This is a genomic window from Ruegeria sp. HKCCA0370 (assembly GCF_013033705.1).
Lineage (GTDB): Bacteria > Pseudomonadota > Alphaproteobacteria > Rhodobacterales > Rhodobacteraceae > Ruegeria.
Window position 1 is genome coordinate 116,077 of the sequence record NZ_WQEP01000005.1, and the last position, 21,892, is coordinate 137,968.

23 protein-coding genes are annotated in these 21,892 nt (G+C 59.6%); 18 read left to right on the forward strand and 5 right to left on the reverse strand.

What is annotated here, in order from left to right:
- Positions 1-17: 17 nt before the first annotated feature.
- Positions 18-410 carry a hypothetical protein gene (locus tag GOW31_RS12380; RefSeq protein ID WP_171170450.1) on the reverse strand — a complete coding sequence of 131 codons (393 nt, stop codon included), beginning with the start codon at positions 408-410 and terminating at the stop codon, positions 18-20.
- Positions 411-664: 254 nt separating this feature from the next.
- Complete coding sequence (locus tag GOW31_RS12385) at positions 665-1,336, reverse strand: GntR family transcriptional regulator (RefSeq protein WP_152457489.1); 672 nt, start codon at positions 1,334-1,336, stop codon at positions 665-667.
- A gap of 128 nt (positions 1,337-1,464) precedes the next feature.
- On the opposite strand from GOW31_RS12385, the gene GOW31_RS12390 reads away from it, so the two are divergent.
- The 5 genes from GOW31_RS12390 to GOW31_RS12410 all read left to right on the forward strand — a co-directional run bounded on the left by GOW31_RS12390 (position 1,465) and on the right by GOW31_RS12410 (position 5,658).
- Entirely contained in the window at positions 1,465-2,409 is a 945-nt protein-coding gene (locus GOW31_RS12390; protein WP_171170452.1) for a glutamine amidotransferase, read from the forward strand.
- Entirely contained in the window at positions 2,406-3,119 is a 714-nt protein-coding gene (locus tag GOW31_RS12395) for a glutamate synthase (RefSeq protein WP_171170454.1), read from the forward strand. Before GOW31_RS12390 ends, GOW31_RS12395 begins: the two co-directional genes overlap by 4 nt.
- On the forward strand, positions 3,104-4,528 hold the full coding sequence (locus GOW31_RS12400) for an FMN-binding glutamate synthase family protein (RefSeq protein WP_171170456.1): 1,425 nt from the start codon (positions 3,104-3,106) through the stop codon (positions 4,526-4,528). The genes GOW31_RS12395 and GOW31_RS12400 overlap by 16 nt, the downstream gene beginning before the upstream one ends.
- Positions 4,525-5,220 (forward strand): type 1 glutamine amidotransferase, encoded by a 696-nt coding sequence (locus tag GOW31_RS12405; protein ID WP_171170457.1) that lies wholly within the window; start codon positions 4,525-4,527, stop codon positions 5,218-5,220. Before GOW31_RS12400 ends, GOW31_RS12405 begins: the two co-directional genes overlap by 4 nt.
- Positions 5,221-5,307: 87 nt before the next feature.
- Positions 5,308-5,658 (forward strand): DUF1127 domain-containing protein, encoded by a 351-nt coding sequence (locus tag GOW31_RS12410; RefSeq protein WP_171170459.1) that lies wholly within the window; start codon positions 5,308-5,310, stop codon positions 5,656-5,658.
- On the opposite strand, the gene GOW31_RS12415 is transcribed toward GOW31_RS12410, so the two are convergent.
- Positions 5,655-6,794, reverse strand: a complete 1,140-nt coding sequence (locus GOW31_RS12415) for an FAD-dependent oxidoreductase (protein WP_171170461.1) — start codon at positions 6,792-6,794, stop codon at positions 5,655-5,657. The genes GOW31_RS12410 and GOW31_RS12415 overlap by 4 nt on opposite strands.
- A gap of 91 nt (positions 6,795-6,885) precedes the next feature.
- On the opposite strand from GOW31_RS12415, the gene GOW31_RS12420 reads away from it, so the two are divergent.
- The 13 genes from GOW31_RS12420 (at position 6,886) to GOW31_RS12480 (ending at position 18,263) form a co-directional block, all read left to right on the forward strand.
- The gene (locus GOW31_RS12420; protein WP_171170463.1) at positions 6,886-8,178 is read left to right on the forward strand and encodes a glutamine synthetase family protein; all 1,293 of its coding nucleotides are present in this window, start codon (positions 6,886-6,888) and stop codon (positions 8,176-8,178) included.
- The gene (locus GOW31_RS12425; protein ID WP_171170465.1) at positions 8,178-8,444 is read left to right on the forward strand and encodes a EutN/CcmL family microcompartment protein; all 267 of its coding nucleotides are present in this window, start codon (positions 8,178-8,180) and stop codon (positions 8,442-8,444) included. The genes GOW31_RS12420 and GOW31_RS12425 overlap by 1 nt, the downstream gene beginning before the upstream one ends.
- A gap of 39 nt (positions 8,445-8,483) precedes the next feature.
- Positions 8,484-8,792 carry a BMC domain-containing protein gene (locus GOW31_RS12430; protein ID WP_117869464.1) on the forward strand — a complete coding sequence of 103 codons (309 nt, stop codon included), beginning with the start codon at positions 8,484-8,486 and terminating at the stop codon, positions 8,790-8,792.
- Between the two features lie 22 nt (positions 8,793-8,814).
- Positions 8,815-9,999 (forward strand): hypothetical protein, encoded by a 1,185-nt coding sequence (locus GOW31_RS12435; protein WP_171170467.1) that lies wholly within the window; start codon positions 8,815-8,817, stop codon positions 9,997-9,999.
- Positions 9,999-11,378, forward strand: coding sequence for an aldehyde dehydrogenase family protein (locus GOW31_RS12440; RefSeq protein WP_171170469.1), 1,380 nt, complete (start codon positions 9,999-10,001; stop codon positions 11,376-11,378). Before GOW31_RS12435 ends, GOW31_RS12440 begins: the two co-directional genes overlap by 1 nt.
- The gene (locus tag GOW31_RS12445; protein WP_171170471.1) at positions 11,375-11,998 is read left to right on the forward strand and encodes a BMC domain-containing protein; all 624 of its coding nucleotides are present in this window, start codon (positions 11,375-11,377) and stop codon (positions 11,996-11,998) included. Before GOW31_RS12440 ends, GOW31_RS12445 begins: the two co-directional genes overlap by 4 nt.
- On the forward strand, positions 11,998-13,179 hold the full coding sequence (locus GOW31_RS12450) for a malate dehydrogenase (protein ID WP_171170473.1): 1,182 nt from the start codon (positions 11,998-12,000) through the stop codon (positions 13,177-13,179). The genes GOW31_RS12445 and GOW31_RS12450 overlap by 1 nt, the downstream gene beginning before the upstream one ends.
- On the forward strand, positions 13,176-13,586 hold the full coding sequence (locus tag GOW31_RS12455; RefSeq protein ID WP_171170474.1) for a Rid family hydrolase: 411 nt from the start codon (positions 13,176-13,178) through the stop codon (positions 13,584-13,586). The genes GOW31_RS12450 and GOW31_RS12455 overlap by 4 nt, the downstream gene beginning before the upstream one ends.
- A gap of 95 nt (positions 13,587-13,681) precedes the next feature.
- Complete coding sequence (locus GOW31_RS12460; RefSeq protein WP_171170476.1) at positions 13,682-14,962, forward strand: ABC transporter substrate-binding protein; 1,281 nt, start codon at positions 13,682-13,684, stop codon at positions 14,960-14,962.
- A gap of 65 nt (positions 14,963-15,027) precedes the next feature.
- Complete coding sequence (locus GOW31_RS12465; RefSeq protein ID WP_171170478.1) at positions 15,028-15,879, forward strand: branched-chain amino acid ABC transporter permease; 852 nt, start codon at positions 15,028-15,030, stop codon at positions 15,877-15,879.
- Position 15,880: 1 nt separating this feature from the next.
- Positions 15,881-16,828: a branched-chain amino acid ABC transporter permease gene (locus tag GOW31_RS12470; RefSeq protein WP_171119494.1), complete on the forward strand. Its 948-nt coding sequence runs from the start codon at positions 15,881-15,883 to the stop codon at positions 16,826-16,828.
- Positions 16,825-17,556: an ABC transporter ATP-binding protein gene (locus GOW31_RS12475; RefSeq protein WP_171170679.1), complete on the forward strand. Its 732-nt coding sequence runs from the start codon at positions 16,825-16,827 to the stop codon at positions 17,554-17,556. Before GOW31_RS12470 ends, GOW31_RS12475 begins: the two co-directional genes overlap by 4 nt.
- Complete coding sequence (locus GOW31_RS12480) at positions 17,556-18,263, forward strand: ABC transporter ATP-binding protein (protein ID WP_171170480.1); 708 nt, start codon at positions 17,556-17,558, stop codon at positions 18,261-18,263. Before GOW31_RS12475 ends, GOW31_RS12480 begins: the two co-directional genes overlap by 1 nt.
- Positions 18,264-18,325: 62 nt before the next feature.
- Here the strand turns inward: GOW31_RS12480 and GOW31_RS12485 are convergent, their stop codons facing one another.
- A complete protein-coding gene (locus tag GOW31_RS12485) occupies positions 18,326-19,330 on the reverse strand; it encodes an Ldh family oxidoreductase (protein WP_171170482.1) in 1,005 nt (334 codons plus the stop codon).
- Between the two features lie 31 nt (positions 19,331-19,361).
- The gene (locus GOW31_RS12490; RefSeq protein ID WP_171170484.1) at positions 19,362-21,791 is read right to left on the reverse strand and encodes an FAD-dependent oxidoreductase; all 2,430 of its coding nucleotides are present in this window, start codon (positions 21,789-21,791) and stop codon (positions 19,362-19,364) included.
- Positions 21,792-21,892 lie beyond the last annotated feature (101 nt).

Below are 21,892 nucleotides of genomic sequence, written 5' to 3' on the forward strand. Positions count from 1 at the left end.
CAAACGGGATTTGTCATTCAGCAGGCGTTTGGATGGCACCCTTTGCTGCTGGCACGGATGCTGCACCAGTTCTTGCAGCAATTTTTGGCCCAGCTGAACGTGCGGCGCGTCGGAGCGCCAACGCTGCCGGCGTCAACGAAGCCGAAGGCAGGACCGGTGGACGTGGGGTTGAAATCAGAAGAATGATTACCCAGCTCGCCCAGGGATTCGATGGATGTCAAAAGCGCGTCCACGCGATGTTCGACGGTTTCCAGCCTGTCTTCCGGGCCTGGTTCCATGACGCGCATCAACTGGTCGAGGCGCTGCTCGATCGCGGTCAGCCTGTCATCGACAGACCGGCATTCCGGATCTGTCTTTTCGCTTTCGGTGTATTCGTGTTCTTTGCGATTGTCGTTTTCGTCAGCACTCATTTCTCTCTCCGGAATCTGAGGTGGTCGAATAGTCGACTTGGGACCGCCTGTGGAAAAACGTGTCGTTCAAATATCAACTCCGATGGAATCGGAGCGTCTTTGTAATGAGAGATTTCAATAATATACGAAAATGACCGTTTTGTCATGAAGCCGTCAGAACAGCGCGCGGATACCTTGATGGCATTGCACACGATGCATGAGCCGGTTTCAGTCAGGCGAACCGGCGCGGTCCGCTTTGCCTATGGTCCTGTGCGTCAGCCGTTGTCCGCTTCTTTCAGCCCCTCGATCTGCAAATCGAACCCGGCCTGAATATGGGCGGTAAAGGTTTCCAGTGCTTCTGTCACGTCTCCGGTTTCAATCGCGTCGACAAGCGCCTGATGATCACCCAGAGACTGTGAGATATCGACATTTTCGATTGCGGAAAACAGGTGAAAGGCCATGGCCTTGCCCCAGATCATGTCGAACATGTCCAGCAGGAACTTGTTTCCCGCTTCAACCATGAAGGCGCGATGAATGCGCCGGTTGGCAATGAAATAGTCGCGCGTCGTAGGGTTGGTCAGGTTTTCCTCACGACGAATCAGCTCGCGCAAACCCTCCAGAACCGCGGGGTCTGCGTGGGCCGCAAGAATCCGGGCGGCCTGACCTTCGATCGCGGCGCGGGCCTGATACAGTTGCCGGACTTCGGCTTGATCCATGCGTGCCAGCCGGAAACCACCGCTTGCGGCGACTTCCAGAACCCCTTCGGTTTCCAGCCGCATCAGGGCTTCGCGAACCGGGGTGCGGCTGATGTTCAGTTCCGCTGCCAGCTTTTCCTGAACCAATCGATCTTCGGCAGAGATCTCGCGGCTCATTATGGCTTCGACCAACTGATCATAAACCTCGTCCGCCAGCCGTCTGCGCTGTGTTTTTATCTGTTTCAGAGCCACTCGGAGCCTCTCTTTCCGTGTTTTGTGAATTCTGTATTCAAAAAAGCATCTGGTGCCAAGGCGAATGGGCTTGCTATTGTCCGTGTACTGTATACAGTATACAGACGCAGTTGAACAGGGAGCTCTTCATGTGTGGAATCGCTGGAAGGATTCTTACCGCACCCGGGCAGGTCGGGGCGGACCTGGTAGACCTGATGGATGCGCAGGAACACCGTGGCGCAGACAGCACCGGGTTTGCAGTTTATGGGCCGCGACGAGACACCGGATATGTTTTACGAGGGATGGGATTTGACAAATCCCGGCAGGATGCTGACCTGAATGCGTTTGAGGCGGTGTTGAAGGATCACAGCTCTGGCTTTCTGTCCGATCCGAAGATCGTAACCGATGAGAACCGGCATTATTGCTTTCGTGCGGAAATCTCGGACCCGACTGATTTGCAGGCCTGGGTGCGGGATGCAGATGAGCTGACGGACCGGTTCGAAGTGCAGTCCTGCGGCCGCAGTCTTGAGATCATCAAGGACATCGGCGGGGCCGAAGCGGTTGCCGAAAAGCATGGCGTGCGCGACATGATCGGCACCCATGGTCTTGGCCACGCGCGGCTTGCGACGGAAAGCTCGGTTCTGCCCAACGCTTCACACCCGTTTTGGGCGCGGCCGTTTTCGGATGTGGCGATCGTGCATAACGGCCAGATCACCGACTATTTCACTTGGCGCGACAAGTTGAGCCGAAAGGGCTATCGCTTTCTGACCGAGAATGACAGCGAGTTGATTGCGGTCTGGGTCAGTGACCAGATGAAAGCGGGCCTGACGATGGAACAGGCGCTGAAAAAGTCGATTACCTCTATCGACGGGGTATTCACCTACATGATCGCAACGCCGGACGGGATCGGATTTGCCAAGGATCGGTTCGCGATGAAGCCGCTGGTGGTGGTCAATCGCAATGGGGATCTGGCCGCCGCGACCGAAGAACAGGCTGTTCGTCGCGTGATGGCCGAGGAATGCGACGTTATCAACTATGATGGCCCATCGCTGACCGGCATCTGGGGTGTCGGCAACCGGAGCCTGGCAGCATGAGCGAGGTAGCAAGACAGATGGATGAAATCGTCATCGAAGTCGGCAAGCGGCACATTCGTGAGGTGAACCGGGATATCATGGCAGCCTGCGCATCAGGACGGCCGATCCGGGTTGTCGATACGCTGTCGCGACACAATCTGGGCGTGGGCCTGCCGGATAATGTGGACATCACTTTCGAAGGTTCGGTGGGATACTATTGCGGTGGACTGAACACTGGCGCCAACATCTCCATCGAACGCAATTGCGGGTGGGCCGTGGGCGAAGGGATGGCCAAGGGTCACATCACTGTCGGTGGCTATGCGGGCATGTCCTGCGGGGCGGCGATGATTGGCGGCACCATTCATGTCAAAGGTGATGCCGGGCCGCGTGTCGGTGTTGCCATGAAGGGCGGCAACATCGTGGTCGAGGGCAAGATCGGATACCAATCCGGTTTCATGGCGCATGCGGGCCGCATCATTGCGCTGGGCGGTGCGGGTGAATCCTGTGCGGACGCGTTGTGGCAAGGCGAGGTTTGGGTCGCAGGCGAAGTCGAAAGTCTGGGTGTGGACGTCTCGGTGATCGAACCCACTGCCGAAGAGGTGGCCGAGGTCGATGCGATCCTTGATCCTCTGGGGCTTGTCGACAGCTCTCGTAACTGGCGCAAAATGGTCTCTGGCCAGCGCCTTTGGTATTTTGAAAGCAGGGACGCAAGCGCATGGCTCATGATCTGAGTAAACCTTATGAATACCCGTTCGAAGTCGCGTCAGAGGAAGAAATACGGTTCCGCGACGCAGGCGCGGTCGATGGACGACCGGCTGGTGTGCCTTCGTCTTATGATGAAGGGGGATCAACTCGCTGGACGCCCGAGGCGATATCGGAAGTTCACGCATTGGCGCAGCTTGGGCGGTATCAGGTGCGTGGCTACAACACGTTCAACAAGCAGTTGCCGACATTCGACGATCTGACATTTGTCCCGGCGACGATGACCCGCCTGCCGCTTGAAGGATACCGCGAGAGCTGCGATACGACGACGGTTCTGGGCGGCGGGCGCGGATTGGTGGAACGGCCACTGGAACTAAAAATCCCGATTTATATCGCATCGATGTCTTTCGGCGCGCTCTCGGCCTCGGCCAAGGCGTCGCTTGGTTATGGTGCCTCGAAGGTGGGCACCATGACCTGCACCGGCGAAGGCGGCATGCTGGAAGAGGAGCGCGAGGCCTCCCAACGCCTGCTCTACCAGATGTCGCCCGCCCGCTATGGGGTCGATCTGGATCACCTGCGCCGCGCCGATGCGCTCGAACTGGTGGTCGGGCAGGGGGCCAAACCGGGCACCGGCGGTTTGCTGCTGGGAATGAAGGTCAGCCCGCGGGTCAGCGAAATGCGCACTTTGCCCGAAGGGGTCGATCAGCGATCCACCATCCGGCATCCCGATTTCCTTGGGGCCGACGATCTGGCCGTCAAAATCGAGGAATTGCGGATCGCCACGAACTATCAGGTGCCGATCTTCATCAAGATGGGGGCCACGCGACCACGGTTCGACGTGGCCGTGGCTGCAAAGGCGGGCGCGGATGTGGTCGTGGTGGACGGGGCCGAGGGCGGCACCGGTGCGTCACCCGAGTTGCTGCTGAATCACACGGGCATACCGACCATGAGTGCCATACGCGCGGCACGCGAAGCGTTGGATGAGTGCGGGATGAGCGGCAAGGTCTCGCTTGTCGCCGCGGGGGGTATTCGATCAGGTGTGGACGCGGCCAAGTGTCTGGCGCTTGGGGCGGATGCTGTCATGATCGGGAATGCCGCGATGGTCGCGCTGGGATGCAATACTCCCAGATATCTGGACGATTACCAGGCGCTGGGAACATCGCCGGGGGCGTGCCATCACTGCCATACGGGCTGTTGCCCGGTTGGGATCGCAACGCAGGATCCTGACCTTGAGGCGCGTATGAACCCGCATGCAGGTGCAGAGCGCGTCGCGCGGTATCTGACCGCGATGACAATGGAGATCACGGCGCTTGCCAAGGCCTGCGGCAAATCTTCGGTGCACAATCTGGAAACCGAAGATCTGCGCGCGCTCAGCTTTCAGGCCTCGGCCTTTACCGGCGTCAAGATGGCGGGCATCGACCGGGCCTTCGACTGGTGAGGATCGCACTTCTTGAGTTGACCCTTCATCCATTGCCGCTGCTTGAGGGGCTGCCGCGTACGGCCCAGCAGATCCGCGCATGGCTTGAACCACATCTGCCCGAAGCCCGATTTTCCACGGTGGATGTGGTCGACGGCGAGGCATTGCCTCAGCTCGGGGATTTTGATGGGGTTGTCGTCGGAGGGTCCGAATTCGGCGTCTATGATGACACGGAGTGGATGCGGCCCCTTCGCGATTTCCTGGAGTTGTGCCGGGACCATGCCAAGCCGGTCTTCGGCATCTGCTTTGGTCATCAGATCATGGCGGATGTCTATGGCGGCAAAGCCGAGAAGGCCGAGATCGGCAATGTCGTCGGCGCGCGAGGCTTTGACTATGGCGGGAGCAGCGTTGATGCCTTTGTCTGGCATCAGGATCAGGTCACGCATGTTCCGCCTTCGGCGCGGGTGACAGGGTCGGCGGATCACTGCCCAGTAGGGGCCTTGGATTATGATTTCCCGGCCCTTTCCGTGCAATTCCATCCCGAATACCGGGCAAGCCATCTGCGTGAATTGTTCGTGCGCGGGCGCGACGTGTTTCTTGCACCGCAAGAGGCGGATGAGGGGCTGGCCTCGATTAAAGCGGCACATGTGTCGAAGGATCTGGCCGCCGCGCAGGCGGTTGACTTGTTTCGCAAGGCCTGCGGTCGGCCGTAAGACCTGAAAACCCGCTTGATCCTGATCAATTCCGGCTTTGAAACACTGTGTATACTGTATCCATAACGTGGTGGAGGAGGCCGCGAGATGTCGGGATACACAGATTTCTTTCAGAAAATAGCACGGATTGTCAGTACACCTAGGGATGAAAACCTGAGTGACAGAGAGCTTTCGGACCTTGGCTTGTCCCGCGCGGATCTGGCCATGTTGCGATCGGGCGCACCACAGGCACGAGAGCGTATACTCACAATGGCCGGACAATTCGGACTGACCGAGGCAGACCTGAACGCGCACCCGGAGCTGGGGTTGGAACTGGCGGAAAAATGCGGGCACTGCCTTCAGGCCGAAACCTGCCGTGACGCAATCCGGGCGGGAGCGCGTCTTCCCCAGGGCAAATGCCCAAATGCTGGAATTTATCGCGCCCTCTTGGATGGTTAGCGTCCGCTGGGGCTTTCCTTCGGGCTCAGCTTTCTGCGGCCGCTGATCTTGAACCGGTCCGCGGTTCCAAAATCCTTCAGCCCAACGCCTGCTGCAAATTCTGCAAACACCGGGGCGTGCTTGAACAAATGGCCAGAGCATCCGCCGGCGAACAGCACGTTTTCATGCTCGGGGTGCCAGTCGACAATGAAATGTGTATCCGGGGTCAGAATTATCTGGTTGAACTTGGAATCCACGACACGTTGCCCCTCTAAACCCGGAAGCCGGTGGCGGATATAGCTGCGTGTGCGGCCAAGCGTTTCCTGGCGGATCAGCCGTTCATCATTGTCCAGATCGATCTTGTCCGGGATGACAACCGCCGCCTTCACGCCGGATCCTTCGGACGAGGGCAGACCAAATGACCCTTGCCCGTGATCGATCCAGCAGGGCATCCGGCTCATGTCGAAATCCTCCGACCCGTCGGGTGTCGAAGTGTAGAGGACATTGACGCCGACCACGGTCGAGATCGGCTTGATCGTTCTGGGAAACATGTCGGCCATCCATGGGCCGGTCGCCATGATGATCAGATCGGCCTCGAGCGGTTTGCCGTCAAGCATCGGACGTTCCGATCCATCCGTGGTGACGCGACCACGTTGTACTTTGCCTCCTGCCTTTCGGAACAGATCCAAACCGGTCAGAACGCATCGATGCGCCATCAGCATTCCGGCCTCGGGTTCGAACAGCGCATATTCGATGTCGGTGACCTTGAACTGAGGGAACCGCGATTCGATATCCGACCGACCGAATTTGTAATTGGGCACCCCGACCCGGTCGAAAGTTTGTGCGGTTGCGTCTTCCCAGTCGCAATGTCCCGCCGTCGCCAGAATCAAGGCGCCGCATTCATACATCAGGTTCTGGCCGCTTTCGGCTTGCAGCTCCAGCCAGCGCAGGCGGCTTTCGCGCGCCCAGCGTGTATAGAACTCGTCCCGTCCGGATATGGCGCGAATCACTCGGTTGTAATCTGTTGAAGATGCACGGGAATGTCCCGGCTCCCACCTGTCGATCAATGTCACGGCCTCGCCGCGCCGTTGCAGTGTAAGCGCTGTCATGACGCCGACTATGCCGCCTCCGACAACGATGACCGAGCTTTTGGACATGGCGCAGATTTTCCTTGTTTCCTGACTGGCTTTGTGAATACTGTATACAGAATACAGCAATTATAAAGCTAAAAACAGGGAGCACGCGCAAATGAGTTCGGGGTTTGATCTGCCCGAGGGCACACATACCGTCATTCTTGGTGTCGGGGATCTCAACGGCATCATGCGTGGCAAGCGCATTCCGGCCAGCCATTGGGATCATGTCTGCAAAAGCGGCAATGCCTTGTCGATTGCGCTGCTGGCGATCGATATGACCTGCGACGTCTGGGATACGCCTTACGTCAATTTCGACAACGGCTATCCCGACATGCATGTCTTTCCGATGACAAAGCCTGTCGCTGTCCCGTGGGAACCGGGCGTGGCCGTCTGTTTTGGCCGCGCTGAGGGCATGGATCACAAACCGGTGCCGATCGATCCGCGTCAGGCTTTGGTGCGGCAGGTGGACCGGGCCCGCGACATGGGGTTCGAGGTGAATGTCGGCACGGAACTGGAATTCTATCTGCTGGACCCGGAAACCGGCCAGCCCCGCGACACGGGCATCCAGGTCTACGGCCTGGGCCGCGCCGCCCGTATGGAACACATCGTTGGCCCGATCCGTCAGCAGATCAACGAATGTGGCATTCCCATCGAACAGTCGAACCCGGAATATGCAGCTGGCCAGATCGAGGTGAACATTCGTTATGGTGAAGCTCTGGCAGCTGCGGATCGTGTCGTTCTGTTCAAATCCCTGATCCGCCAGTTGGGGATCGCGCACGACTATCTGGCGACTTTCATGCCCAAGCCGTTTTTTGATCAATCGGGCAACGGGTTTCATACGCATTACTCGTTGTGGAAAGACGGCAAAAACGCCTTTGCCGACAACGGCAAGATCAACGACACCGGAAAATCCTTTATCGCAGGCCTGCAAAAGCGCATGTGCGAGACGGCGATTTGCGGCAGCGGCACGGTCAACGGATATCGCCGTCGCCAGCCCTATACGTTCTGCCCGATCAACGCGAGCTGGGGCTATGACAACCGGACGGTTGGTATCCGTGTCATCGAAGGCTCGGACAGTGCCGTGCGGGTGGAAAAGCGCGATGCCGGTGCAGACGCCAACCCGTATCTGTTGCTTGCGGCCGAGATTGCCGCCGGGCTTGACGGGATCGAACAGGGGCTGTCCCCTTCGGAACCGACGACAGGCAACGGGTACGAGGAAGGGATCGGAGATCCAATTCCAACCGATTTGCCAACCGCCATCGATCTGGCGCGCGGATCGGAATGGCTGCGCGATGTCATGGGCGAAATGCAGTGGGAACTGGTCCTGCAACAGGCCGAGCGAGAGCTGGAATTCGTCAATCAACAGGTCACACAGGTCGAGCTGGACCGCTACCTGAGGGCGTTCTGATGCACTTGGGCAAGGTCGCTGGAACTGTCACGGCAACTGCCAAGGATGCCAGGCTGGTCGGAGCAAAGCTGCTGGTGACGGATCTGGTCGACAGCAAGGGCAGCCTGATCGATCCCGCGCGGGTTGCGGTCGATACCTGCGGCGCTGGGGTCGGGGATACGGTGCTGGTTGTCAGCGGGTCTGCCGCCCGCATGGCGGCCGGGCTGTCCACGACCCCCGTGGACATGGCCATCATCGCGGTGATCGACCGCGTCTCGACGACCTGAATCACACTACGCGAAACATCTTTTTTGGAGGAACAGAAAATGGCGAAACCAGTGGCGGGGCAGATGGCCCTGGGCATGATCGAAACACGCGGCCTGGTCGGCGCGATTGAAGCCGCGGATGCGATGGTCAAGGCAGCCAGCGTTGCCATCGTGGGTCAGACCAAAGCTGGCGGCGGGCTGGTGACGACCCTTGTGCGCGGCGAGGTCGGCGCGGTCAAAGCCGCCACCGATGCAGGCGCGACAGCGGCCAACAAGGTGGGCGAGGTGGTCTCGGTTCACGTGATCGCACGGCCGCATGACGAGCTTGAGGCAATCATCGACGGGCTGGGTGCCGGGTCGTCGGCCTGATCAACCCCTTTGAGGAGGTACCATGTCAGCCGGATTCGAGGATTTCACGCGCGCGGTGACACGTGGCGCGACACGGGATGCACCCGTTGCCCAAAGGTTTGAGCGCATTGCTGTATTGGGTGGCGGCCCGGATGCCCGTCTTCTGGCAGCGCTGTGTCTGGCGGAAGGGGCTGAGGTTACGCTGTTTTCGGCCTATGGGGCGGAACTGTCACTGCTTGCGCAATCCTCGGGCATCGGTATTCGCGGCGAAGGGCCTGTGGGCACGTATCAGGTGGACCGCGACGGGCCTTCAATCCGCACCACGGCAGAGTTGGATGCAGCAGTGCGGGACGCGCAGGCGATCTTTCTGACCGGGCCGATCCACAAACAGCGCACCTATGCGATGGTGCTGGCCGATCATCTGCACGATGGGCAGGTGCTTGTTCTGGCGCCCGGTCGCTCTTTGGGCGCGGTCGAAGCGGTTTGGATGCTGCGAATAGGCGGCTGCACCGCCGACGTTACTCTGGTCGAGGCGCAGGGCCTGCCATACTGGTATCAGGCCGAAGGTGCGGGCCTGACCCTGACGCAGGCAGCACCGATGGCTGCTGCGACTTTGCCCCGAGGCCGCGCGGACGTTCTTGAAGCGCTGCAACCCTTTCTTTCGAACATCCAGCCGCTGGATTCGGTTCTGGCCTCAGGCTTTGCCGATCTTTCCGCAGCGGTCGAGATTCCGGCGTTGATCCTTGGTGGCGCGGGGCTGGGGTCCGGTGGACCAGAGGTGCCGATGGGCGGGGTGCCGCTGGAAGGCAACCGGACATTCTCTGCGCTCATAGGGCCGGAGCAGCATGAGGTGATCCACGGGTTGGCTGGCGAAAGGCGGCAGGTCGCAAAGGCCTTTGGCGTTCGAAACCTGCCCGAGACCGATGACTGGATCGCGACCTATGCCGGCGCCGAGCGGGGGGCGGGCGCGCGTCCGGTCCCGGATCGGCAGGCCGCGCGCCAATTGATGCGCGACGGCGTCTTGGGGTCATTGGTGCCCCTTGTTTCCGCCGCACAGCTTGCAGGTTTGACTGCGCCTCTGACGGAAAGCCTGATCTGCATGACAGATCGCATCCTGGGTGCTGACGTGGCCGCATCCGGGCGCAGGCTGGAAACCATCGGCATTTCCGCAGGCGATGTCGATCAGGCCCGCCGTATCTTTGACACCATTGCCACCGGAGCCTCGTGATGGACGCTGATCTGAAATCCATCGCCGCCGCACGGCGCGCTGCTGAAACGGCTTTCGAAGCCTATCGCGCCTTTCTCGGCACCGACCCGGCACAGGTGGATGCCATCGTCGATGCCATGGCTCGGGCGATCGAACCTGAAGCCGAACGGTTGGGGCAATTGGCGGTCGAGGAAACTGGGTACGGCAACGTAGCAGACAAGCGGGTCAAGAATCTGTTCAACGCCTTGTCGGTCGCCGATTACCTGCGGGATGTCACGACGCTGGGTCTGTTGTGGCGGGACGATGCGACAAAGATCGCGGCCTTCGGAGAGCCGATGGGTGTGGTCGCGGCGCTTATCCCGGTGACAAATCCGACCTCCACGATCATATACAAGGTTCTGTCTGCGGTGAAGGCGGGAAATGCCGTTGTCTGTGCCCCGCATCCGCGCGGCGTGGAATGCGGGAAGGAAACCGTCCGCATCATGGCGCGCGTTGCCGAACAGATGGGCGCACCCAAAGGGTTGATACAATGCCTGGACGCCGTGACCATTCAGGGCACCGCCGAGTTGATGAAGCATCGCCGCACGTCGGTTGTCATGGCGACAGGTGGCCCTGCCATGGTCAAGGCCGCCTATTCCAGTGGCAAACCGACGCTTGCAGTCGGGGCGGGGAACGTGCCGTGTTACGTGCACAAGTCCAAGGCGCGCGATCTGTCCGAAGTTGCCGAGATGATCGTGACGTCAAAAAGCTTCGACTATGGCACGGCCTGTGTCAGTGAGCAGGCCGTGGTCGCCGATCCTGAAATTGCACGCGATCTGCGCCATGAACTGAAACTCAAAGGCGCCTATTTCTGCACCCCGGCCGAGGCTGATCGGCTGGCTCGGGTCATCTTCAAGGGTGTTCAGGCAATGGATCCCGAACGCGTCGGCCAAAGCCCTCAGGCGCTGGCCGATGCTGCGGGGTTCTCGATTCCGCCGCGCACGCGCTGTCTGGTGTCGGAAGAAACCGAAGTGGGGTGGCAACGCCCGCTTTCGGCTGAAAAGCTGAACCCGGTGCTGGCCTTTTACGAGGCGAAGTCCACCGATCACGGCATCGAACTGGCGCAATCCATTGCCAAATTCGAAGGTTGGGGACATTCCTCGGTCATCCATTCCGATGATCCCGAGGTGGTCGCTCGGTTTTCCACCGTGCCCACGGGGCGGGTCCTGGTGAATACGCCTGGGATCATGGGCGGCATGGGGTACTCCACCGACCTTGAACCATCCTTCATGCTGGGTACCGGTACGTGGTCGGGGTCGATCACCTCGGACAACGTCACCGCCCTGCATCTCATCAACATCAAGCGGGTTGCGTATGAAAGCAGACCCTGGCGCGACATTTACGAGGAGTATGGCGCATGAGCGAGATCACGATCCGGGCGCTGATGCAGATCGACAACCTGCAACCGAAATTCGCTGCCTACAACGGCGCGACGGTGCAAGGGTCAGTGCCTTTGTCCGGTGACACCGTGCTGATCGGAGAGTTCGCGCCGGGCAATGGCGTGTTCTCGCTGATCGACCGGGCGCTCAAGGCGTCTTCGGTCGAAGCGACGACGCAGATGGTCGAGCGCGAATTCGGCTTCTTCATCCTCCGCTCACCTTCAAACGCCGAAGTATCCGCTGCACGGGACGCGATGCTGGCCGAACTTGGGGCTTCCATGACAGACCGGTTGAAGCCTGCCATCAGTTCCACGCAAATCATCACAAGTGTCGAACCCTATCAGGCGCAGCTTTTGAACAAATGGCGCAAGGGCGCGTTGATCGTGCCGGGGCAGACGTTGGGGATCGTGGAATGCGCGCCGGCCGCATATATCTCGATTGCCGCGAATGAGGCCGAAAAGGCCGCCGAGATTGACATCGTCGAAGTGCGCGCGGTGGGGCGGTTTGGCCGCTTGTTCATCTCGGGGTCTGAAAATTCGGTCAAAACCGCCGTCGAGGCCGCGACGCGTGCAGTCGAGGCGGTGGACGGGCAGGGCGGCTGATGGCAACCCCACGCGTCATAGGCTCGGATGCGGTCGAAGATGCGCGCCGCCGGGGCAGGATCGTATTCGAGGTTTTGCCGGGTGACATCGTGACGGCTCTCGCGCGTGAAACCGCAGAGCGTGTTGGTATCGCCTTGGTGGATGGCCCGCTGGAGAGACCGAAACCGCCGCGTACGGACGGTGCTGTTTCCATGCGCCGGGTGCTGTATCGTCGCTCACCCAAATGGGTTGCCCCTTCGCGTGCGCCGCGCAAAGCCCGCAAGCTGGGCAAGCTTGCCTTAATCGGGGCAGGGGGTGTTGGCGGCAATATCGCGCATCTGGCGGCGATGGCGGACATAGCCGATGAAATCGCGCTGATCGACATCACTCCGGGATTGGCGGCTTCTACCGCGCTGGACCTCAATCATACGTCCGGGATCACCGGTGCGCGGGCCCGATGTGTCGGTGGCGAAGCGATGGATCTGGTGGCCGGGGCGGACGTGGTTGTCGTTACTGCCGGACGAGCCCGCCGTCCGGGCATGACACGTGCAGATCTGATCGATGTGAATGCCCGCGTGATCCGTCAGTCAGCCGAAGCGATCCGGTCAGCCGCGCCAAATGCCATCGTGATCGTGGTGACCAACCCGCTGGACGAAATGACGGTCGAGATGCTGCGTGCAACAGGTTTCCCCCGCGAACAGGTTTTGGGTATGGCAGGAACTTTGGACAGCAGCCGGTTTCGCAACGCGCTGGCGATGGCCGCGGGTGTCACGCCTGCGGACGTCGAAGCCTTCACGCTTGGCAGCCATGGGGACGAAATGGCCCCGATCCCCAGCCGAGCCAGGATCAAAGGCCGTCCGCTGGATGTATTTCTGTCCCGCGAACAGATCGAAGCCTGTGTTCAGGATGCGATCACCGGGGGCGGTCAGGTGGTTGCGCTTCGGAAGTCAGGCTCTGCAACGATAGCTCCGGCTCATGCCTCGATCGAATTGATTGATCACATTCGGGGCGCGCGCACGGGCCCGGTTCCGGTTTCGGTCATGCTGCACGGGGAATACGGCATCGACGGTGTCGTGCTGGGCGTGCCAGCCCATCTTGGTGCAGGCGGATTGGTTGAGGTCGAGGAGTTGCGGCTGACCGCCGAAGAAAACGCGGCATTGCAAAACGCGGCTGAAGCGATCCGGGTGAGGCTGGGCCTGTGACCCTGCGTTTTTGGAAATCCGGCGGACGGTTTGAAGAGGTGGCCTCGTACTCTCGGGCCAAGCGCATCGGCCCCTTTGCCTGGGTTGCCGGAACAACGGCCATCGAGCCGACGGGCCGCATCCACGCGCCCGGGGACGTTGGTGCGCAGACCTTTTACATCCTGTCACGCATCGAGGACGCACTGAAAGAGGTTGGCGCCGAACTGCGACATGTGGGGCGGGTGCGCGCCTACCTGACCGATCTGTCCCAAGCAGGCGCGTTTGCGCAGGCGCATGGCGAAGTTTTCAAGGGGATCGATCCGGTTCTGACCGCCGTTCAGGCTGGGCTGACGCAGCGGGGGCTGATGGTGGAAATCGACGTGGATGCCGTGATCCACGATGAAAACGGCGAAATCAGCGGATTCTGAACATGAGTCTTCAAGAAAGGAATTGATCGAACCATCTTCTTGTGTACTGTATACAGAATACAAGAAGGCATAATGAGACACAGGGAGCTAATGTGATGATCAAGACAGCGCTGCTCAGCGGAACATGCATCGCGCTCATGGCCTCGGCGGCCGGAGCGGAAATCAAGGTAGGATTCATTGGGTCGCTTTCCTCGGACACCGGATTGTCGACGCTGCGCGGGGCCGAGATTGCGATTGAAGAGCTCAACGCAAATGGCGGCGTGATGGGCGAACAGATCACCCTGGTCTCGGCGGATACCGGACAGGACCCGACCGAGGGCATCCGGGCCTATGAATATCTTGCGGAAACGGAAGAGGTTGATTTCATCATCTCGGGCTCGATTGACGATGTGTCTCTGGGATGGCTGCCCCGCATGCAGGAATACCGGATTCCGACGCTGGACACCTGGACATCCTATATCGGCATCATCGACATGGTGGTCGAAGACCCTGAAAGCATGGCGCCCTATTTCATGAACATCGCCTCGGATGAGGCGCTGGCCACGTTGTACATCAACTTTGGCGCGGATGTTCTGAAGGAAAAGATGGGGTGGGATTCCGTTGTCATTCTGGCGGAAGATACGGCCTTTGGCGAGGCGATCACCGGCCTTGTCACCGAAGCGCTTGCACCAGTTGCGGGTATCGAGGTCAAGGACATCATCACTTATGACGTTGCCACCGTCGATTTTGCTCCGATCTTCAGCCGTGCGCAGGACACCGGGGCGGACTTCATCTATCAGGTCTCGTCGGTCAATTCGCAGGTTGTGTCATCGCAATACGTGAAACTCCAGGTGCCGATGGCGATGACGGGCGTGAACGTCGCTGCGCTGGGTATGGAGTATTGGGAAGATACGGGCGGTGCCGGTGGCGGTATCTCGACCCTGTCTCCGATCCCTTCGGTCGGGTTTCGGCTCGATCCGGCCAGCCAGGAGTTTGTCGATACCTATCAGGCGAAGTATGACAGCCGCCCGCTGCTGCCGCATTTCAACGGGTTCAATGCCTATCATGGGCTGAAACAGGCGATGGCCGCAGCCGAAGAGGCCGGCGGTTTCGACAATGTCGAAGGCTGGGCCGATGCGATGAAGAAACAGGATCTGGTTCTGGAACTGGATGGCCAGCTGTGGCTGCGTTACGCCTTCTGGGGCGATGACGAAGTAGAGCCCGTGACAGGCCGGACTTACCCGCACAATATCCGTTTTGACCTGTCCGAGCCGTTCGACGATGCCGCGCCGTCAATGGTCGTGGTCCAATGGTACGAGGACGGCACCGCCGCCGTTGTCTATCCCGAGAAATACGCGACGGGTGAATTCACCTTGCCAAGCTGGGTCAAACAGTAACCTGTCCGTTCGCTTAGCTTGAAATGGGTGCGCGGGTGCGCGCACCCGCAGCCAGGGATCCTTACATGTTGCAAATACTGATCCAGGGGCTTTTGCTCAGCGGTCTCTATGCGCTTATCGCAATGGGTTTCACGCTGATCTTCAGCATCGGTCGGGTCCTGAACCTGGCCTACGGTGCCTATCTGATGGTCGGCGGGTACATGTATTTCTGGGTGTCCCAGACGCTGGGAATGCCAAAGCTGATGGGCGTTGCGGTGGCCGTGGTTCTGGGCGTTCTGATGGGGGTTCTGAAATACCGCCTGGTCGTCAAGACCCTGAAAGGAGATCACGTAGCCGTCGAAATATCGACGCTGATCCTGGCGGTCGTGATTCAGGCCGGGATCGTTCTTGTCTTTGGCGACAGCAGCAAGATCCTGCTGCCGATCGTGCCGGGCGTGATCAACGTGGCCGGAGCGTCCGTCACCTATAATATCCTGATCGCAACGCTGATCAGTTGGGCCGTTTTGCTGGGCCTGTATGCCTTTGTCCGCCTGACCCATACAGGGCGGGCGATGCAGGCGGTGTCGATGGACGCCAAGGGGGCCGCGATTTCAGGGATCGACCCGGATCGGATCAACCTGATCACATGGGGTATCTCAGGGGCACTGGGTGCGATGGGCGGCGTGTTTTTCGCCAGCTATACGCAGCTTTCGCCGTCAATGTGGGTTGCACCTTTGATCATCTCGGTGGCCGTCGTCATTGTGGGCGGTATCGGATCGATCATCGGCACGCTGGTCGTTGCTCATATCGTCGGCTTTCTCGAAGTCATCGTTGTCGCCACCCTGGCGCCGGAACTGCGCGGTGTCTTCACCATGCTGCTGATCATCGGCGTGCTGGTGACGCGACCGCAGGGCCTGTTCGGCCGCGAGGAGTTGTAACATGGGTCTGCGCTGGTTTCACTTTGTCCTTTGGGGCGGCCTGATTGCGGGGATGCTGCTGCTGCCCCAGGTCGTTTCGAACGGGACGCTGCGCACGATGATCTTTGCCAACTATCTGGCCATCTTCGCCATCAGCTGGGATGTGCTGTCGGGCAGGACCGGGTATGTGAGTTTCGGGCATCCCTTCCTGATCGGTATCGGGGCCTATACGACTGCCATCCTGACCAAACGGTTTGACGTGCCGGTCGAAATCTCAATCCCTGTGGCCGTGTTGGTCACAATGATCGCAGGCCTAATTGTGTTGTTGCCCGCTCTGCGCATTCGCGGTAGCTACTTCGCGCTGGTCACACTGGCTTTCATGGAACTGCTCTATCAGCTGGTTCAGGTGATCCGCCCGGATCTGACCGGCGGCACACGCGGGATGTCGGGAATTCAAACTCTGACACGCGGCGCTGCAAACGGCTACTACCTGTCCACGGCCCTGATGCTCAGCGTGGCGGTCAGCATGTGGCTGCTGATGAAAACCCGGCTGGGCACTGCACTGGCCGCCATCGGAATGAATGAAGAAAGCGTGCGCGGTTCGGGGCTCAGCACCACGCGGTTGAAGGCCTTTGCGTTTCTGACCAGCGCGTTCATCGCCGGTCTTGGCGGGGCGTTCTATGTCCATTACCTGGGCTCACTCGCGCCCCGCGCGCTGTTTGACATCAACTTTCTTTTCACCATCATCGTGGCGGCATTGCTGGGCGGAACATCGACCATCATCGGCCCCATGATCGGTGCGTTCTTCATGACGTTCCTTCTGGAATACCTGCGCCCCGTGCTGCCCGGGGCTGAACGGTATTTCGTCTACGGTGCCATCGCACTGCTTCTCTACATGTATCAGCCAAAGGGATTGGTTGAACTTGTGCAACGCGGCTTTCAAAGACTGCGGAAAGGGGGGCTGGCATGACCGTTGCGCTGAAAGTTTCCGGTCTCGTCAAACGGTTCGGCGGGCTGGTGGCCACGAATGATCTGTCCTTTTCCCTGCAAGAAGGAGAGTCGCTGGGCCTGATCGGTCCGAATGGCGCGGGAAAGACGACGGTATTCAGCCAGATCATGGGCGAATTGCGGCAGAACAGCGGTACGATCGAGCTGTTCGGCAATGAGATTTCGGCACTGTCGACGCCTCAGCGTATCCGGGCCGGGGTCAGTAGAACCTATCAGATACCTCGGCCGTTCGGCGACATGAGTGTTGCAGAAAACATCAGAGTGGGTCTGATGCCGGACGACATATGGCGCATGATCGTTTCGCGGCCGGATACGGACAGGGAAAAAGAGCTCGCGCTGAGTGTCGGGTTCACGGAAAGGGATCTGAGCCGCTCACCCGCCGAACTGGCAATGGGTGATCTGCGCAAGCTCGAAATGGCCCGAACCATGGCCACCGCACCGCGTGTCATGTTGCTGGACGAGGTGTTTGCAGGTCTGACAGTCGGTGAAATCGCGCAGATCTCCGATCTCATACAATCCATGCGCAAGGACGGGATGACCTTTTTGATCGTCAGCCATGATTTGCCGGCGCTGGAACCGCTGATCGACCGCGCCATCGCCATCGAGCGGGGCACCATGATTGCCGAAGGCGCGTTCAGCGACGTGATGAACGACACGGCCGTTCAGGCCTCGTATCTGGGGAGCGTCTGATGTCCTATCTGGAAATCGAGAACCTGTCCGCGTTTTACGGCAAGGCCCGGGCGTTGACCGATATTTCGATCACGGTGCAGCCCGGTGAGATTGTCGCCGTGGTCGGCCCGAACGGTGCAGGTAAATCCACCCTGTTGGACAGCATCATGGGTCTTGTGAAAATCGAAGGCGACATCCGCTTGCGCGGGCACAGCCTTGCCGGTCGAAGCCCTTCGGAAATCGTGCGTCACGGGGTGGGCTATGCGCCCGAGCGGTTCAACCTGTTTCCCTATATGTCCGTGCGCGACAACCTGATGGTGGGGGCCTTCACGGCACGAGACGATATCGAAAACAACCTTGAGATGGTGCACAGTCTTTTCCCGCGTCTGCAAGAACGGGAAGGGCAGGAGACGTCGACCCAATCCGGCGGGGAAAGGCAGATGGTGTCCTTTGGCAGGGCCTTGATGACCAGCCCGGAACTGCTGCTTGTCGATGAGCCGACGATCGGTCTTGCCCCGAAGATCTGTCACGAGATTGCCGAAGTCGTCCGTCAGCTGAACAAGGAATACGGGCTGACCGTCGTCATCACGGAACAGAATGCCAATTTTGCCCTGTCGCTTGCCAGCCGCATCTATGTGCTGGAGTCCGGGCGGATGCAGACGTCGGGTACAGCTGACGAATTGAGAAATGACAAACGCTTGCTCGAGGCCTATTTCGGCGGCCATTGAGTGGCGTGGTTGGCAAGCCGGGCAGGTGCTGTCCGGCCATTCGATGGCGGGTGATTTCAGTTTCAGCCAAGTGCGGCCAGAACCTCGGTGCTCACGTCGATGCCATGGGCTTCGGCGGCTGCCCGTTTTGCAAGGCGACCGTCCCCCGGAACCCGGGCGGATCCGTTGCCGGAAATCTCGGCGCAGATGCGGGCGACATATTCGTTGAAGGCCGCGTTGCCGAACCGGGTGGGATCGATGGCAATCAGGGTAGCACCACCTTTGATGTTCAGGGCGCCGAAGGATTCGCGTTCTTCGTTGTCCACGGACAGGGTCCCACCGGCCAGCGCGGCGCCCAACACCTCAACCATGAAAGCGATCGCGGCTCCCTTATGCTCTCCGAACGGCAATAGGCTGCGGGTTTCAAGGATGGCATTCGGGTCTGTTGAGGGCTCGCCTTGGGGATCAAGACCGGCAGGGCGGGGCAGGTCGTGCCCCTCGGCAGCGGCCATGCGGATATCCATGAGGGCCACCATGGACGAGGCCTGATCCCAGACCACGGGCGCGTCGCCGTCACGCGGGCAGGCAAAAGACATGGGGTTGGTGCCAAAAACCGGGCGAACCCCACCTTGCGGAACCACCATGGACAACGAGTTGATCACGGCAAAGGCCACCAATCCGGCTTCGGCCAAAGGTTCGGTGTCAAACCGTAACGCACCCAGATGGTGGCAGTTAGCACAGGTGAACGCGGCAATCCCGTTTTCCCGGGCCATCGCGATCAGGTCCTCGCGGGCTGCTGCCGCTGCAACCTGATAATACCCGTTGTCGGCATCACAGCGCAAAACGCCCGGGGCAACCTTTTCGGTCTTGGGCTTCGCGTGCCCGTTGGCATAGCCGGACGTGAAGCTTTGGACATAGACCGGCAACATGCGCAACCCGTGACTGCGCGGGCCGTCCCGTTCAGACCGGGTGACGATATCGGCAAGTACATCACTGCTGCGCGAGTCCGCTCCGGCAGAAACAAGAACCGATTTGGCCAAGTCCCGAACTTCGGCAAGTGAAAGCGTTTTTGTCGGTTGTTCGGTCATCCGTTCGAGTCCAGTCTTTCTGTTTTCGCACTCAAGCGCGCGGGCGTGTGTTTGCGGGATCGACAGCACATGTGTCGATGACCACGGCGTCGCGCATCTCATTGTGGACCAGCACCTGCATTTTCGTTCCGGGCGCCGTCATGTTCTGTGGCACTAGTGCCATCGCAATGTCGTGGTTGCAATAATAAGAGAACCCGCCCGAGGTGACACGGCCGATCAGCTTGCCCTGAGCATAGACACCCTCGTCAAACATCACCGATGTTTCGCCAAAGGGCAGTTTCAGCGTGACCAGCCGCCGGTACGTGCCTTCCTTTTTCTGTTTCAAAAGAGCGGCCTTGCCTGTGAAGTCGCGACCTTCGGTTACCACGAACCGATCAAGGCCGGCCTCGTATGGGGTCATGTCCTTGCAAATCTCGCGATTGATGGCACGATATGATTTTTCAAGGCGCATGGATTCCAGTGCCTCAAGCCCGAAAGGTTTTACACCGGCCTTCAACAGCAGGTCGACAAGATGGCGGTTGTAACCGACCGGGTGATGAAGTTCCCACCCCAGCTCGCCGGTATAGGACACTCGAAGCAGATGAACGCCCTTGGCGTACCCCACTTCACCCATTTGCGCAGAAAGCCAGGGGAAGGTTCCGTTCGACAGATCATTGTCGGTCAGCGGTTGCAGGATCTCTCGTGCCATGGGGCCTGCCAGAGCGATCACGCCCAGTTGTTCTGAAACATCTTCAAGAATGACAGAGCTGTCATCGGGCAGCAAACGTTGCAGTTGATCCCAGTTGTAGGCGCACCAGTTCGGGGTGGAGACCAGGTAAAAATCATTCTCGGCGTAGCGGGCGACCGTGTATTCCGCATCCATGCCGCCCTTTTGGTTCAACAAAAGCGACAGGGTCATTCGCCCCACTTTGGGCAGCCTGTTCGCCATAAGGCCATCCAGCCATTTGGCGGCCCCCGGTCCGCGCACGGTGAACTTGGTCATCGGCGACATCTCGATGAACCCGGCCACGTCACGGGTGGTGCGCACCTCTTCCTGAACGCGTTCCATGTGGTTGGTGCGTCGGAAGGAATGTTCCGGAACAGCTTCCTTGCGCGATTTGGCGAACCAGCGCGGAAACTCATATCCGTTGAAGCTGGTCCAGACGGCGCCATGCGCGCTCAGCAGGTCGTAGGACCCCATCGTTTTCATCGGGCGCGCGCCGGGAAAATCTTCTCCGGGGATGTGCGCGTTCATGTGGGTGCCCCACGTTTCGCGCACCTTGTCCATGGTCCACCGTTTGGACGCGTAATCCGAAAAACGGCGGGGGTCGAGTTCGGACATGTCCATGCCCGGATCCCCATCGACAATCCAGCGGGCCAGACGTTCACCAACGGTTCCACCCCACAATATGCCGCCGGGCATGCCTTCGGCCAGCCACAGGTTTTCATGCCCCGGTGCGGGTCCCGCAAGCGGCAACTCGTCCGGTGTCATCTGGAACGGACCTCGGGTGTTGGCCTTGATACCCACCTCACCAAGTGTTGGAACCCGCTCGATGGCACGCTCCCACTGCGTTTGGACCGCGTCGAAATCTTCGGGCAAGAGGTCGGCGCCAAAGTCAGGCGGCACGTGATCTTCGGCGAATAGCTTGAGGTCTTTGGTGAACTCATAAGGGCCGAACTGAATGCCGCCCACATCTTCGCGCAGATAGGCGCCGTAATCTTCATCCCGCAGGATCGGGAACTCGGGCAACCCTTGTGCACGGCGTTCTTTCAGCAGCGGAACGGTGTCCGTTGTCCAGTATTGGTGAACGATTGGAATGCAAGGCAGATCCAGGCCAACACGGCGCGCGTTTTCGCGGGCATAGTTTCCGGTCGCGAAGACAAGATGTTCGCAAGTGATCTCACCCTGATTGGTTGTCACCTTCCAAAGACCGTTTTCCAGTTTTTCATAGGCCAGCGCTTCGGTGTTCTGAAACACTTTGGCGCCTTTCTCGCGCGCCAGCCTGGCCATTGCCATGGTAATGTCGGCAGGGTTCACATAGCCGTCCTCGGTATGCAGGATGCCGCCGCGAATATGTTCCGATTGGTTGAGCAGAGGGTGAAGCTCGGCGATTTCCTCTGGCGTCAGCAGTTTGCAGGGTACACCGGCAGCTTCGGCAATCGAGACATAGGACAGGAACTCGTCCCAGCGTTCCTGCGTATTGGCGACGCGCAACTGACCCACCTGGCGCAGCCCGACCGAAGCGCCGATCTTCTTTTCGACTTCGGAATAGATGCGGATGGTCTCCATCGTCATCTTCGAAACGTTGTGGGACCGCACAAAGGTGACCAGCAGACCTGCCGCATGCCAGGTGGAGCCGGAGGTCAATGTGGTTCTCTCAAGCATGACTGCATCTGTGCATCCATGCTGCGTCAGACCATAAAGAACCGAAGCCCCAACGCATCCGCCTCCTACGACGACAACCTTGGCATGTGACTGCATTCGACGCATTCCTTCCTGAGGCTGTTTTCGTTTGCAGAGGGTCAGTCAAAACGAAATCAGCGGGCTGAGAACTGATTGAACTGTTTACGTGAATTCCGCGT

Bases quoted from the DNA above. Each gene is read 5' to 3' on its own strand.
- GOW31_RS12425 (WP_171170465.1), top strand. From the start codon at position 8,178: ATGCACTTGGGCAAGGTCGCTGGAACTGTCACGGCAACTGCCAAGGAT.
- GOW31_RS12420 (WP_171170463.1), top strand. From the start codon at position 6,886: ATGAGTTCGGGGTTTGATCTGCCCGAGGGCACACATACCGTCATTCTT.
- GOW31_RS12435 (WP_171170467.1), top strand. From the start codon at position 8,815: ATGTCAGCCGGATTCGAGGATTTCACGCGCGCGGTGACACGTGGCGCG.
- GOW31_RS12480 (WP_171170480.1), top strand. From the start codon at position 17,556: ATGTCCTATCTGGAAATCGAGAACCTGTCCGCGTTTTACGGCAAGGCC.
- GOW31_RS12430 (WP_117869464.1), top strand. From the start codon at position 8,484: ATGGCGAAACCAGTGGCGGGGCAGATGGCCCTGGGCATGATCGAAACA.
- GOW31_RS12460 (WP_171170476.1), top strand. From the start codon at position 13,682: ATGATCAAGACAGCGCTGCTCAGCGGAACATGCATCGCGCTCATGGCC.
- GOW31_RS12490 (WP_171170484.1), bottom strand. From the start codon at position 21,791: ATGCAGTCACATGCCAAGGTTGTCGTCGTAGGAGGCGGATGCGTTGGG.
- GOW31_RS12475 (WP_171170679.1), top strand. From the start codon at position 16,825: ATGACCGTTGCGCTGAAAGTTTCCGGTCTCGTCAAACGGTTCGGCGGG.
- GOW31_RS12410 (WP_171170459.1), top strand. From the start codon at position 5,308: ATGTCGGGATACACAGATTTCTTTCAGAAAATAGCACGGATTGTCAGT.
- GOW31_RS12445 (WP_171170471.1), top strand. From the start codon at position 11,375: ATGAGCGAGATCACGATCCGGGCGCTGATGCAGATCGACAACCTGCAA.
- GOW31_RS12400 (WP_171170456.1), top strand. From the start codon at position 3,104: ATGGCTCATGATCTGAGTAAACCTTATGAATACCCGTTCGAAGTCGCG.
- GOW31_RS12390 (WP_171170452.1), top strand. From the start codon at position 1,465: ATGTGTGGAATCGCTGGAAGGATTCTTACCGCACCCGGGCAGGTCGGG.
- GOW31_RS12485 (WP_171170482.1), bottom strand. From the start codon at position 19,330: ATGACCGAACAACCGACAAAAACGCTTTCACTTGCCGAAGTTCGGGAC.
- GOW31_RS12415 (WP_171170461.1), bottom strand. From the start codon at position 6,794: ATGTCCAAAAGCTCGGTCATCGTTGTCGGAGGCGGCATAGTCGGCGTC.
- GOW31_RS12440 (WP_171170469.1), top strand. From the start codon at position 9,999: ATGGACGCTGATCTGAAATCCATCGCCGCCGCACGGCGCGCTGCTGAA.
- GOW31_RS12450 (WP_171170473.1), top strand. From the start codon at position 11,998: ATGGCAACCCCACGCGTCATAGGCTCGGATGCGGTCGAAGATGCGCGC.
- GOW31_RS12465 (WP_171170478.1), top strand. From the start codon at position 15,028: ATGTTGCAAATACTGATCCAGGGGCTTTTGCTCAGCGGTCTCTATGCG.
- GOW31_RS12470 (WP_171119494.1), top strand. From the start codon at position 15,881: ATGGGTCTGCGCTGGTTTCACTTTGTCCTTTGGGGCGGCCTGATTGCG.
- GOW31_RS12395 (WP_171170454.1), top strand. From the start codon at position 2,406: ATGAGCGAGGTAGCAAGACAGATGGATGAAATCGTCATCGAAGTCGGC.
- GOW31_RS12380 (WP_171170450.1), bottom strand. From the start codon at position 410: ATGAGTGCTGACGAAAACGACAATCGCAAAGAACACGAATACACCGAA.